Raw genomic sequence first — 13,383 nt, 5'->3', positions numbered from 1 at the left:
CTGCAAACAGCAATTTTGCCGCTATAGTTAAGAGACTGCTTTGTAAATGACACGGAGGAAATGATGGTAAAAGAGACAGAAGCTTTCGACACCAATCTGGATGATGATTTGGCGCTGTTGACCGAGACGCTGGAAGAGGTGTTGAAGTCGTCAGGCGATCCGACCGATCAGAAGTACATCGAGCTCAAAACCAAAGCGGAGCAGGCGCTGGAAGATGTGAAGTCACGCGTAAGCCAGGCTTCCGACAGCTACTACTATCGCGCGAAAAACGTCGCTTATCGCGCCGACGACTACGTGCATGAGAAACCCTGGCAGGGTATCGGCATCGGCGCAGCCGCCGGTCTGGTGCTAGGTCTGCTGCTGGCGCGTCGCTAAGAGGTCGCTGCTAAAAACGGCGGGGCGACCCGCCGTTTGTTTTTCCCTTCCTCGCATTCTCTCTTGTTTTGCCCCTTACTGCCTGCTGACGCGAAAAGCGCACTATTGTGTTGAGTTTACTCAGCCCGCTTCCTACAGTAGATCGATGGACAAAAGGAGATGAACACGTGATAAGAGTCGAGATGCTGTCTACAGGGGATGAGGTGCTGCACGGCCAAATCGTCGATACCAACGCCGCCTGGCTGGCGGATGTGCTGTTTCAGAACGGGTTGCCGATGAGCAGCCGCAGCACGGTAGGCGATTCGCTGTCGTCGCTGGTGGAAACGCTGCAGGCGCGCAGCGAGGTGGCGGACGTGCTGATCGTCAACGGCGGCCTCGGCCCAACCAGCGATGATCTCAGCGCGCTGGCGGCGGCGAAAGCCTGCGGCGTCGAGCTGGTGCTGCATCAGGCATGGCTGGACAACATCGAGGCCTGGTTCGCCAGCCGCGGCCGCGTGATGGCGGCGAGTAACCGCAAGCAGGCGGAGATCCCCGCCAATGCCGAAATGCTGGATAATCCGGTCGGCACCGCCTGCGGCTTTGCGCTGCGGCTGAATCGCTGCTGGATCTTCTTTACGCCCGGCGTGCCCTCTGAGTTTAAGGTGATGGTGGAGCAGCAGATTCTGCCGCGCCTCAAGCAGCAGTTCGACCTGCCTGAACCACCGCTCTGCCTGCGCCTCACAACCTTCGGCCGCGGCGAGAGCGATATCGCCGCCGAGCTGGAGCCGCTGGCGCTGCCGGAAGGCGTGGTGATGGGCTATCGCTCTTCAATGCCGATTATCGAAATCAAACTCACCGGACCGGCCTCCCAGCGCGTGGCGATGGAGCAGGTCTGGCAGCAGGTGCGTCTGCTGCTGGCGGAGTGCACTATTTTTGAGGGCACAGAAGGCCTGCCGGCGCTGCTGGCGCGCGAACTCAAGGATCGCGGCTTTCGTCTGGCGCTTAGCGAGCAGTACACCGCTGGGTTGCTGCACTGGCAGCTGGCGGCGGCGGAGGTGCCGCTGAGCGCGGCGGAAATCCTGCCGGCGCACGGCGAAGATCTGGAGGCGCAGGTGCAGCGTACGCGCGCGCTAGCGGCGCATCAGGGCACGGTGCTGGCGCTGTCGACCGGCGCGCTGGAAGAGGGCGAAGTTTCGCTGGCGCTGCATACGCCGGAAGCGAGCTGGGGACAGCGGGTGAAGTTTACCCACGGTCGCCACAATCTGGAGACGCGGCAGAAGGTGGTGGCGATGATGGCGATGAATATGCTGCGCCGCTGGCTGCACGGCAGCGAGGTCAGCACCGGCCACGGCTGGATTGACGTGCTGGAGTCGGTGAAGCTGTAAAACAGGGTAGCGGAGGCGTCTGTCGCTTTGTGAGCCTACGCGGAAGGCAGAAAGCGATCGCAAAGACGCAAAAAGCGGCATCCCTGCCAGCTCGGCCCGCGCCATCCCTGGCGCGGGACGCTTTGCTCTTCGCTTTCTGCCTTCCGCGTTTTAACTATTGCGTGGTCTGTCAGTGAAAAGCAGCTGGCTACAGCTCGATTTCAATCTCGCCCTTCGCCAGACAGCAGCAGGGTAAAATCTCGCCCTGCTCCACAAACGCCAGCGGCGTTTCGGCATAGTGAACTTCGCCCTTCAGCAGGCGCGTGCGGCACGAACCGCAGTAGCCTTCGCGACACTGAAACTCCACGCACAGATTATGCGCTTCAAGCGTCGTCAGCAGGTTAGGGTGATGCTCTGCGCACTCCAGCCGCTGGCCGGAGCTGCGCAGGATAATAACGGCACGGCTCATACTTACAGCTGGAAATCGTTAAAGTCGTCTTCGCCCACTTCCGAGTCGATCTGACCCACCAGGTAGGAGCTGACTTCCACTTCCTGCGGCGCAACCTGCACGTTGTCCGACACCAGCCAGGAGTTAATCCACGGAATCGGGTTAGAGCGCGTCTGGAACGGCAGATCCAGGCCCACTGCCTGCATACGGATATTGGTGATGTACTCGATGTACTGGCAGAGAATATCTTTGTTCAGGCCGATCATCGAACCGCCGCTAAACAGATATTCCGCCCACTCTTTCTCCTGCTCGGCCGCCTTCTTGAACAGATCGAAACACTCCTGACGGCATTCGGCGGCGATCTCTTTCATCTCTGGATCGTCTTCGCCGGTGCGCATCAGGTTCAGCATATGCTGAGTGCCGGTCAGGTGCAGCGCTTCGTCACGGGCAATCAGACGAATAATCTTGGCGTTGCCTTCCATCAGTTCGCGTTCGGCGAAGGCGAAAGAGCAGGCGAAGCTGACGTAGAAGCGAATCGCCTCCAGCGCGTTAACGCTCATCAGGCAGATATAGAGCTGCTTTTTCAGCGCGCGCAGGTTCACGGTCACGCTCTTGCCGTTAACCTGATGCGTACCTTCGCCCAGCAGATGCCAGTAGTTGGTCATCTCGATCAGATCGTCGTAGTACTTCGAGATATCCTGCGCGCGCGCGAGGATCTGCTCGTTAGTGACGATATCGTCGAACACCAGCGACGGATCGTTAACGATGTTGCGGATGATATGGGTATAAGAGCGCGAGTGGATGGTCTCGGAGAACGCCCAGGTTTCCACCCAGGTTTCCAGCTCGGGAATGGAAATCAGCGGCAGCAGCGCGACGTTCGGGCTGCGGCCCTGAATCGAGTCGAGCAGGGTCTGGTATTTCAGGTTGCTGATAAAGATATGCTTCTCATGCTCCGGCAGCGCCTGATAGTCGATGCGGTCGCGCGAGACGTCGACCTCTTCCGGACGCCAGAAAAAGGAGAGCTGCTTTTCAATCAGCTTTTCAAAAATGTCATATTTCTGCTGGTCGAAGCGCGCCACGTTGACGGACTGACCAAAGAACATCGGTTCTTTCAGCTGATCGTTTTTATTCTGTGAGAACGTAGTGTAAGCCATACAAACTGTCCAAATGTAGACGGGGCGCAGCGCGGCCCCGTGAAATAACGCAGGCGGGAGACGCGCTCCCGCCCAACCTTAAATCTTACAGGCGCCGCTTTCGCAACCGTCATCCTGGATAGACGGCGCCAGATCGTCCTGCGCGTCTTCCGCACCGTCGCGGGTGTTCTGGTAGTAGAGCGTTTTCACGCCGAACTTATACGCGGTCAGCAGATCTTTCAGCAGCTGCTTCATCGGCACCTTGCCGTTGGCGAAGCGCGACGGATCGTAGTTGGTGTTGGAGGAGATCGCCTGATCGATAAACTTCTGCATTACGCCGACCAGCTGCAGATAACCGTCGTTGGACGGCATTTCCCACAGCAGCTCGTACTGATCTTTCAGACGCTCATACTCCGGCACCACCTGACGCAGAATGCCGTCTTTAGAGGCTTTGATGCTGATATGGCCGCGCGGCGGCTCGATGCCGTTGGTGGCGTTGGAGATCTGCGATGAGGTCTCGGACGGCATCAGCGCGGAGAGCGTGGAGTTGCGCAGACCGTGCGTCTTGATCGACTCGCGCAGGCCGTCCCAGTCCAGGTGCAGCGGCTCGTTGCAGATGCTGTCGAGATCCTTTTTATAGGTATCGATCGGCATAATGCCCTGCGAGTAGGTGGTTTCGTTGAACCACGGGCAGGCGCCTTGCTCTTTCGCCAGCTCGTTCGAGGCTTTCAGCAGGTAGTACTGAATCGCTTCGAAGGTTTTGTGCGTCAGGTTGTTGGCGCTGCCGTCGGAGTAGCGCACGCCGTTCTTCGCCAGGTAGTAAGCGAAGTTGATCACGCCGATACCCAGGGTGCGGCGGCCCATCGCGCCGCGCTTCGCGGCCGGAATCGGGTAGTCCTGATAGTCGAGCAGGGCGTCGAGGGCGCGTACCGCCAGGGTCGCCAGCTCTTCGAGATCGTCGAGGCTCTCGATTGCGCCGAGGTTGAACGCCGACAGCGTACAAAGGGCGATTTCGCCGTTCTCGTCGTTGACATCTTCCAGCGGTTTGGTCGGCAGCGCGATCTCCAGGCAGAGGTTAGACTGGCGCACCGGCGCAATGCTGGCGTCGAACGGGCTGTGGGTGTTGCAGTGGTCGACGTTCTGGATGTAGATACGGCCGGTGGAGGCGCGCTCCTGCATCATCAGCGAGAAGAGATCGACTGCTTTCACGCGCTGTTTGCGGATGCTGTCGTCTTTCTCATATTTGGTGTAGAGGCGCTCAAACTCGTCCTGATCGGCAAAGAAAGCGTCGTAGAGGCCAGGCACGTCGGACGGGCTGAACAGGGTGATCTCTTCGCCCTTCAGCAGACGCTGATACATCAGCTTGTTGATCTGCACGCCGTAGTCCATGTGACGCACGCGGTTGCCTTCAACGCCGCGGTTGTTCTTCAGCACCAGCAGGCTTTCTACTTCCAGATGCCACATCGGGTAGAACAGCGTCGCCGCGCCGCCGCGAACGCCGCCCTGCGAGCAGGATTTCACCGCGGTCTGGAAGTGCTTGTAGAACGGAATACAGCCGGTGTGGAACGCTTCGCCGCCGCGGATCGGGCTGCCCAGCGCGCGAATACGGCCGGCGTTGATGCCGATGCCGGCGCGCTGCGACACATACTTCACGATGGCGCTGGAGGTGGCGTTGATGGAGTCGAGGCTGTCGCCGCACTCGATCAGCACGCAGGAGCTGAACTGGCGCGTCGGGGTGCGCACGCCGGACATGATCGGCGTCGGCAGCGAAATCTTAAAGGTAGAGATCGCGTCGTAGAAGCGCTTGATGTAGTCCATACGCGTGTCGCGCGGATAGCCGGAGAACAGGCAGGCGGCGACCAGGATATAGAGGAACTGCGCGCTCTCGTAGATATCGCCGGTGACGCGGTTCTGCGCCAGGTATTTGCCTTCCAGCTGCTTAACCGCCGCGTAGGAGAAGTTCATATCGCGCCAGTGGTCGATAAAGCCGTCCATCTGCTCGAACTCTTCAACCGTGTAGTCTTCCAGCAGATGAGGGTCATATTTGCCCATCTCAACCATGCGCACCACCTGATCGTACAGCTTCGGCGGCTCGAACTGGCCGTAGGCTTTTTTACGCAGGTGGAAGATCGCCAGACGGGCAGCAAGGTATTGATAGTCCGGCGCGTCGCGCGAGATCAGGTCTGCTGCGGCCTTGATGATGGTCTCATGGATATCAGAGGTTCTGATGCCATCGTAGAACTGGATATGGGAGCGCAGTTCAACCTGGGAGACAGAGACGTTGTTCAGCCCTTCAGCGGCCCAGTCGAGTACCCGGTGAATCTTATCGAGATCAATGCGTTCCTGGCGGCCATCGCGTTTAGTAACGAGCAGACTTTGATTCATGTCGCGTTATACCATCCGTAAGTGAAAAAGAGTCCCCTGTTTATTCACAGGGTTATTCAATGTGAATAATTCTGTGGATAAACACTATATGTTGGGGGTTAGGAGAGATTGAGTAACAATATGGAGGTTATTCTAGTGACCTGACGCCAGATAACAAGACAGAAAAATGATGGCTGTGGGGCTTGTATTTTGTGCGGAATTTCTTAACCCCGCGACTTATAAGGCCCAGGGGCGTGTCAACTGCCAGGCTAAAAAATTCGAGATTTTGATCGACCGCTGATTTTTCGCACATCGCTGTGTTTTTTCCCGACAAAGGTCTAGCGGCGGAGCGGCAGAGAGAGAAAAAACGATGAGGGCAAGATAACAGGCGCGCAATCGCCTTGCGCGCCAGTAGGTTACTTTTTCACGTGGCGGGTATGCACCATGTAGTTCACGTCGACGCCGCGGCCGAGGCGAAACTTGTCGCTCAGCGGGTTGTAGTGCAGGCCAATGATGTGCTGCTCGCGCAGTGCGGTTTCGTCGACCCAGCCCAGCAGCTCGGAAGGGCGGATAAATTTCTTCACGTCGTGAGTGCCGCGCGGCACCATGCGCAGCACATATTCCGCGCCAAATACCGCCATCAGCCAGGCCTTCGGGTTGCGGTTGATGGTAGAGAAGAACACCTCGCCGCCCGGCTTCACCAGACGGGCGCAGGCGTGCACCACCGAACGCGGATCCGGCACGTGCTCCAGCATCTCCATACAGGTCACCACGTCATACTGGCCGGCGAACGCCTCGGCGTGATCTTCCACCGTCTGCTGCACGTAGTCGAGCGTCACCCCCTGTTCCAGCGCGTGCAGGCGCGCTACCTGCAGCGGCTCGGCGCCCATATCGAGACCGGTGACCTCTGCGCCTTCGCGCGCCATGCTCTCCGCCAGGATGCCGCCGCCGCAGCCGACGTCCAGCACTTTTTTGCCGAACAAGCCGTTGCTGTGCTGCGCGATAAAGCCCAGGCGCAGCGGGTTGATGCGATGCAGAGGCTTGAATTCGCCTTCGAGATCCCACCAGCGCGAGGCGACCGCCTCAAACTTAGCGATTTCCTGCGCATCGACGTTGGGCTGGGTTTCCTGCGGTTGTGCATTCATTGAATCATTACTCCAGAAAAAATGTTGACTGAGTATAAACGCTTATTGCTTTCGGGGGCACCTTTCCGGCGTGACGAAAAGCGCCGGAAAACGGTGGTTAACGTTCACCAGCGGGCCGGGGTGTGATATACTTTCGCACCTTTAAAATCCGGGCATATGTAGAGGGAATGCGGCTCCATGAGCGACCTTGCAAGAGAAATTACACCGGTCAATATCGAAGAAGAGTTAAAGAGCTCCTACCTCGATTACGCCATGTCGGTCATTGTTGGCCGAGCCTTACCCGATGTTCGTGACGGCCTGAAGCCTGTCCACCGCCGCGTGCTCTACGCGATGAGCGAACTGGGTAACGACTGGAACAAACCCTATAAGAAATCCGCCCGTGTGGTCGGTGACGTTATCGGTAAATATCACCCGCACGGGGATTCCGCCGTTTACGACACCATCGTCCGCATGGCTCAGCCTTTCTCCCTGCGTTACATGCTGGTGGACGGACAGGGCAACTTCGGTTCCGTCGACGGCGACTCCGCCGCGGCGATGCGTTATACCGAAGTGCGCATGTCGCGTATCGCGCACGATCTGCTGGCAGACCTGGAAAAAGAGACCGTCGACTTCGTGCCGAACTATGACGGCACCGAGCAGATCCCTGAAGTTCTGCCGACCAAAATCCCTAACCTGCTGGTGAACGGTTCCTCCGGCATCGCGGTCGGGATGGCGACCAATATTCCGCCGCACAACCTGACGGAAGTGATCAACGGCTGCCTCGCCTATATCGACGACGAAGATATCAGCGTCGAAGGATTGATGGAGCACATTCCGGGGCCCGATTTCCCGACCGCCGCCATCATCAACGGCCGTCGCGGCATTGAAGAGGCGTATCGCACCGGACGCGGCAAGATCTACATTCGCGCCCGTGGCGAAGTGGAAACTGACGCCAAAACCGGCCGCGAAACCATCGTGGTGCACCAGATCCCTTACCAGGTCAACAAAGCGCGTCTGATTGAGAAGATCGCCGAGCTGGTAAAAGAGAAGCGCGTCGAAGGCATCAGCGCGCTGCGCGACGAGTCAGACAAAGACGGCATGCGCATCGTGATTGAAGTGAAGCGCGATGCGGTCGGCGAAGTGGTGCTGAACAATCTCTATTCGCTGACGCAGCTGCAGGTCTCATTCGGCATCAACATGGTGGCGCTGCATCAGGGCCAGCCGAAGATCATGACGCTGAAGGAGATCCTCGAAGCCTTTGTGCGCCATCGTCGCGAAGTCGTGACGCGCCGCACCATTTTCGAACTGCGCAAAGCGCGCGACCGCGCCCATATCCTTGAAGGTCTGGCGATCGCGCTGGCCAACATCGATCCGATTATCGAGCTGATCCGCCGCGCGCCGAACCCGGCAGAAGCGAAAGCGGGCCTGATCGCGCAGGCGTGGGATCTGGGCAACGTTGCCGCCATGCTGGAGCGCGCGGGCGACGACGCCGCACGTCCGGAGTGGCTGGACGACGAGTTCGGCATCCGCGACGGTCGCTACTACCTGACCGAACAGCAGGCGCAGGCGATCCTCGATCTGCGTCTGCAGAAGCTCACCGGACTTGAGCATGAAAAACTGCTCGACGAGTACAAAGAGCTGCTGGAGCAGATCGCCGAGCTGCTCAACATCCTGATGAACGCCGAGCGTCTGATGGAAGTGATCAGGGAAGAGCTGATCGCCATGCGCGACCAGTTCGGCGACGAACGCCGCACCGAGATCACCGCCAACAGCGCCGACATCAACATCGAAGACCTGATCAATCAGGAAGATGTGGTGGTGACGCTGTCGCATCAGGGCTACGTGAAGTATCAGCCGCTTTCGGACTACGAAGCGCAGCGTCGCGGCGGCAAAGGCAAGTCGGCGGCGCGCATCAAGGAAGAGGATTTTATCGATCGTCTGCTGGTGGCCAACACCCACGACACTATCCTCTGCTTCTCCAGCCGCGGCCGTCTCTACTGGATGAAGGTTTACCAGCTGCCGGAAGCGAGCCGCGGGGCGCGCGGTCGTCCGATCGTCAACCTGCTGCCGCTGCAGCCTGACGAACGCATTACCGCCATCCTGCCGGTGCGCGAATATACCGAAGGCTTCAACATCTTTATGGCGACCGCCAGCGGCACCGTGAAGAAAACGGCGCTGCAGGAGTTCAGTCGTCCGCGCAGCGCGGGCATCATCGCGGTGAACCTGCGCGAAGATGACGAGCTGATCGGCGTGGCGCTGACCAACGGCAACGACGAAGCGATGCTCTTCTCTGCCGGCGGCAAAGTAGTGCGCTTCGCGGAAAACGCCGTTCGCGCCATGGGCCGTACCGCCTCGGGCGTGCGCGGCATCAAGCTGGCGGAAGGGGATCGCGTGGTGTCGCTGATCGTGCCGCGTGAAGAGGGCGCCATTCTTACCGTAACGCAAAACGGCTACGGCAAGCGTACCGCGATTAGCGAGTACCCGACCCGTTCCCGCGCCACGCAGGGCGTCATCTCTATTAAAGTCACCGAGCGTAACGGTCCGGTGATTGGCGCGGTGCAGGTGGTCGACAGCGATCAGATCATGATGATCACCGATGCCGGCACGCTGGTGCGCACCCGCGTCTCTGAGGTCAGCATCGTCGGCCGTAACACCCAGGGCGTGATCCTGATCCGTACCGCGGAAGATGAGAACGTGGTGGGTCTGCAACGCGTGGCCGAACCGGTGGAAGAGGAAGAGCTCGACGCCATCGACGGCAGCGTAGCGGAAGGCGAGGACGATATCGCGCCGGAAGCGGAAGCGGAAGACGACGCGCCGGAAGCGGACGAAGAAGAGTAACGCTTCGCGCTTGCGCCGCCAGGGAAGGCGGCACTCAATTTTACGGCAGGAAAGGGCAACCCGACCTGCCGTTGCTTTTTGCGGCGCGGCACGTTAAGCGCAGATGCCGACTGGCTTTTCTCCCCTGATAAAGCTAGTGTAATGAGCATTCTGAAGCCAGCCCGTTATTAACCTTGCCGTAGTGAGTTTCCCTTGAAATATCTGGTCTCTTTTCGAACCACGCTGCGCATTTCGCGCTACCTGTTCCGTGCGCTGGCGCTGCTGCTCTGGACGCTGGGCGCGGTGCTGACCACCTTCTTTATCATCAGCGTGCTGCATGACAAAGAGACCAGCGTGCGGCAAGAGTTCGCCAGCAACTATGGCCAGGCGGAATGGTATGTGCGCCACTCCGCGGACGTGATGCGCGAGCTGAAGTTCATCACGGAAAACCGCCTCACCAGCGCCAGCAGCGGCCTGGATATGATCAACGGCGTGCTGCCGGGCAAATCGACGCTGCCGCAGTTTACGCCGCTCTTTTCCGACGGCGACTGCTCCTCGATGAGCAACACCTGGCGCAACTCGCTCGATTCGCTCAGCTACTACATCAACTACTGGAAAAGCAATTTCGCCTCGACCTACGAGCTGAACCGCGTCTTTTTTATCGGCGGCGAAAGCCAGTGCCTGGCGGACTTCACCATCGGCAGCGGCAATGTGGATCGCGAACGCAGCCTCAAGGCGCTGCGCGAGCGCGTGCTGCGCTATCGCAACGGCAACGACGAAGAGCGTCGCAATCCTGTCTACTGGGTTAACGCCAGCGCGCAGCCGGGCGTCGGCACCTTTTATATGATGGTGCCGGTTTACGTCGCCAATAAGCTGCAGGCGCTGCTGGGCGTTGAACAGAATATTCGGCTGGACGAGTTTATCCAGCCTGGCAGCCTGCCGGTGGTGGCCACCATCGTCGATGAGAATTACCGACCGCTGCTGACGTCTCGTCGCGGCGGCGCCGGCTTCTCGCTTAACGATTTGTCGGACGACACCAGCTGGTTCGGTTACCTCGACGGCTATCGCCAGCTGGTGCTGAAAAAGCCGCTGCCGCCTTCCGATCTCAACGTGGTGTGGTCGGTGTCGACCCGCGTGCTGGTGGATCAGCTCAAGCTGATGATCATCAACGCGCTGCTGCTCAATCTGCTCAGCGCGATTGTGCTTTTCACCCTGGCCTGGCTGTTTGAGCGTCGGATGTTCCTGCCGGCCGAGGAGAATGCGCACCGGCTGGAAGAGCATGAGCAGTTCAACCGCAAAATCGTCGCCTCGGCGCCGGTGGGCATTTGCATTCTGCGCACCCGCGACGGCACCAATATTCTCAGCAACGAGCTGGCGCACAACTATCTGACGCTGCTGACGCAGGAAGATCGCCAGCGGCTCAATGAAATCATCGGCAGCCAGCAGGTCAACTTCGTCGATGTGCTGACCGGCAGCAACACCAACCTGCAAATCAGCTTTGTGCACTCGCGCTACCGCAACGAAAACGTGGCGATCTGCGTGCTGGTGGACGTCTCCGCGCGCGTGCGCATGGAGCAGTCGCTGCAGGAGATGGCGCAGGCGGCAGAGCAGGCGAGCCAGTCGAAGTCGATGTTCCTGGCCACCGTCAGCCACGAGCTGCGCACGCCGCTCTACGGCATTATCGGCAACCTCGATCTGCTGCAGACCAAACAGCTGCCGAAAGAGGTCGATTCGCTGGTCACCGCGATGAACAACTCGTCGAGCCTGCTGCTGAAGATCATCAGCGATATTCTCGACTTCTCCAAGATTGAGTCGGAACAGCTGAAGATCGAGCCGCGTCCCTTCTCGCCGCGCGAAGTCCTCAGCCACATCGCCGGCAACTATCTCTCGCTGGTGATGAAGAAGCGGCTGACGCTTTACTGTTTTATCGAGCATGACGTGCCGCTGGCGCTGGATGGCGATCCGCTGCGGCTGCAGCAGGTGATCTCCAACCTGCTTAACAACGCCATCAAGTTCACCCACACCGGCTGCATTATTCTGCATGCCTATGTGAAAGAGGGCTATCTGGCGTTCCGCATTCGCGATACCGGCGTGGGGATCCCAGGCAAAGAGATTACGCGGTTGTTCGATCCTTTCTTCCAGGTGGGCAACGGCGTGCAGCGCAACTTTCAGGGCACCGGCCTCGGCCTCGCCATTTGCGAAAAGCTGACCAACATGATGGACGGCGATATCGAGGTGGACTCCGAGCCGGGCATGGGCAGCCAGTTTATCGTGCGCATCCCGGTCTATAACGGTCAGCATCCTGCGCCGCCGCTGCTTGACGGGCTGCACGACAAAACCCTGTGGATCGATATGCGCAACGACTATCTCGCCAGCTTTATCGAGCGCGATCTGCAGCAGCAGGGTATCGCTATCCTGCCGTATAACGGCAAAGGCGGCAGCGACGACGTGCTGATCACCGACTATGAGCCGGAAGGCGAGCAGACGCTGCGGGCGGTGATCGTCTTCAGCGGCGCCCATATCGCTATGCCGCGTGAAATCGCGCCGGGACGCTGGCTGCACAGCACGGCGACGCCGCACGAGCTGCCGAGCCTGCTGGCGCGCATCTACCGCATCGCCATTCAGAGCGACACGGCGACCAACCTCGCGCTCTCCGCGCCGGCGGAAGAGGTGATCAGCAACGACGACATTATGATCCTGATTGTCGACGACCATCCTATTAACCGCATGCTGCTGTCGGAGCAGCTCGGTACGCTGGGCTATCAGGTGAAAACCGCTCAGGACGGCGTCGACGCGCTTAACGTCATCAGCCGCAGCGAGATCGATATCGTGCTGAGCGACGTCAACATGCCGAATATGGACGGCTATCGACTGACGCAGCGGTTGCGTCAGCTTGGTCACGTTTTCCCGGTGATCGGCGTTACCGCTAACGCGCTGGCGGAAGAGAAGCAGCGCTGTATGGAGGCCGGCATGGATAACTGCCTGTCGAAACCGGTGACGCTGGACGTGCTGAAGACGACGCTGGCGGTTTACGCGGAGCGGGTAAGGAAAGCGCGGGAAGGGTAGGCGGAGGTTAGTCTGGTGACGCAGAAAACCAGACGGCGCCTGAGCGCCGTCTGAACAACGCGTTAGTCTTTGTCGATCTGGGTGGCGCTGACGGAGGAGAGATAGTTCAGCAGGGCGATATCGTTATCGACGCCCAGCTTCATCATCGCCGATTTTTTCTGGCTGCTGATGGTTTTGATGCTGCGGTTCAGTTTCTTGGCGATCTCCGTCACCAGGAAGCCTTCAGCGAACAGGCGCAGCACTTCGCTCTCTTTCGGCGACAGACGCTTGTCGCCATAGCCGCCGGCGCTGATCTTCTCCAGCAGTTTCGCGACGCTTTCCGGCGTGTACTTCTTGCCTTTTTGCAGCGCAGCCAGCGCTTTCGGCAGATCGGTCGGCGCGCCCTGTTTCAGCACGATGCCTTCGATATCCAGATCCAGCACGGCGCTCAGAATTGCCGGGTTGTTGTTCATGGTCAGAACAATAATCGACAGGTCCGGATAGTGACGTTTGATATATTTGATCAGCGTGATGCCATCGCCATATTTCTCGCCAGGCATGGAGAGATCGGTGATCAGGACATTGGCGTCAAGTTTTGACAGGCTGTTAATCAGTGCTGTTGAGTCTTCGAACTCACCTACAACGTTGACCCATTCAATTTGTTCCAGAGATTTTCGGATACCGAAAAGAACAATTGGATGGTCATCGGCAATAATTACATTTAAGTTATTCAT

9 protein-coding genes are annotated in these 13,383 nt (G+C 58.9%); 4 read left to right on the top strand and 5 right to left on the bottom strand.

Annotated features, from left to right (window positions below; translation table 11 throughout):
• The first annotated feature begins 63 nt into the window (after positions 1-63).
• Both elaB and AC6I7Z_RS13425 read left to right on the top strand, forming a co-directional pair.
• A complete protein-coding gene (gene elaB / locus AC6I7Z_RS13430) occupies positions 64-375 on the top strand; it encodes a stress response protein ElaB (RefSeq protein ID WP_033750444.1) in 312 nt (103 codons plus the stop codon).
• A gap of 167 nt (positions 376-542) precedes the next feature.
• Positions 543-1,739 (top strand): nicotinamide mononucleotide deamidase-related protein YfaY, encoded by a 1,197-nt coding sequence (locus tag AC6I7Z_RS13425; protein WP_497814589.1) that lies wholly within the window; start codon positions 543-545, stop codon positions 1,737-1,739.
• A 187-nt stretch (positions 1,740-1,926) separates the two neighbouring features.
• On the opposite strand, the gene yfaE is transcribed toward AC6I7Z_RS13425, so the two are convergent.
• The 4 genes from yfaE to ubiG all read right to left on the bottom strand — a co-directional run bounded on the left by yfaE (position 1,927) and on the right by ubiG (position 6,808).
• Entirely contained in the window at positions 1,927-2,187 is a 261-nt protein-coding gene (gene yfaE, locus AC6I7Z_RS13420) for a class I ribonucleotide reductase maintenance protein YfaE (RefSeq protein WP_033791632.1), read from the bottom strand.
• Positions 2,188-2,189: 2 nt separating this feature from the next.
• The gene (gene nrdB, locus AC6I7Z_RS13415) at positions 2,190-3,320 is read right to left on the bottom strand and encodes a class Ia ribonucleoside-diphosphate reductase subunit beta (RefSeq protein ID WP_033750434.1); all 1,131 of its coding nucleotides are present in this window, start codon (positions 3,318-3,320) and stop codon (positions 2,190-2,192) included.
• Positions 3,321-3,398: 78 nt separating this feature from the next.
• On the bottom strand, positions 3,399-5,684 hold the full coding sequence (gene nrdA / locus AC6I7Z_RS13410) for a class 1a ribonucleoside-diphosphate reductase subunit alpha (protein WP_033791630.1): 2,286 nt from the start codon (positions 5,682-5,684) through the stop codon (positions 3,399-3,401).
• 395 nt (positions 5,685-6,079) lie between these two features.
• On the bottom strand, positions 6,080-6,808 hold the full coding sequence (gene ubiG / locus AC6I7Z_RS13405; RefSeq protein ID WP_033750429.1) for a bifunctional 2-polyprenyl-6-hydroxyphenol methylase/3-demethylubiquinol 3-O-methyltransferase UbiG: 729 nt from the start codon (positions 6,806-6,808) through the stop codon (positions 6,080-6,082).
• Between the two features lie 177 nt (positions 6,809-6,985).
• On the opposite strand from ubiG, the gene gyrA reads away from it, so the two are divergent.
• Positions 6,986-9,625, top strand: coding sequence for a DNA topoisomerase (ATP-hydrolyzing) subunit A (gene gyrA, locus AC6I7Z_RS13400; protein WP_497814588.1), 2,640 nt, complete (start codon positions 6,986-6,988; stop codon positions 9,623-9,625).
• Between the two features lie 192 nt (positions 9,626-9,817).
• Positions 9,818-12,670 carry a two-component system sensor histidine kinase RcsC gene (gene rcsC, locus AC6I7Z_RS13395; protein ID WP_497814587.1) on the top strand — a complete coding sequence of 951 codons (2,853 nt, stop codon included), beginning with the start codon at positions 9,818-9,820 and terminating at the stop codon, positions 12,668-12,670.
• Between the two features lie 62 nt (positions 12,671-12,732).
• Here the strand turns inward: rcsC and rcsB are convergent, their stop codons facing one another.
• Positions 12,733-13,383 (bottom strand): response regulator transcription factor RcsB, encoded by a 651-nt coding sequence (gene rcsB / locus AC6I7Z_RS13390; RefSeq protein WP_033750421.1) that lies wholly within the window; start codon positions 13,381-13,383, stop codon positions 12,733-12,735.

This window comes from Pantoea sp. X-Soil-MYKO-1289, assembly GCF_059730625.1.
Note: the sequence above shows the minus strand (reverse complement) of the source record. Positions and strands in the feature narration are given on the sequence as shown.

Bases quoted from the DNA above. Each gene is read 5' to 3' on its own strand.
- gyrA (WP_497814588.1), top strand. From the start codon at position 6,986: ATGAGCGACCTTGCAAGAGAAATTACACCGGTCAATATCGAAGAAGAG.
- ubiG (WP_033750429.1), bottom strand. From the start codon at position 6,808: ATGAATGCACAACCGCAGGAAACCCAGCCCAACGTCGATGCGCAGGAA.
- yfaE (WP_033791632.1), bottom strand. From the start codon at position 2,187: ATGAGCCGTGCCGTTATTATCCTGCGCAGCTCCGGCCAGCGGCTGGAG.
- nrdA (WP_033791630.1), bottom strand. From the start codon at position 5,684: ATGAATCAAAGTCTGCTCGTTACTAAACGCGATGGCCGCCAGGAACGC.
- elaB (WP_033750444.1), top strand. From the start codon at position 64: ATGGTAAAAGAGACAGAAGCTTTCGACACCAATCTGGATGATGATTTG.
- nrdB (WP_033750434.1), bottom strand. From the start codon at position 3,320: ATGGCTTACACTACGTTCTCACAGAATAAAAACGATCAGCTGAAAGAA.
- rcsB (WP_033750421.1), bottom strand. From the start codon at position 13,383: ATGAATAACTTAAATGTAATTATTGCCGATGACCATCCAATTGTTCTT.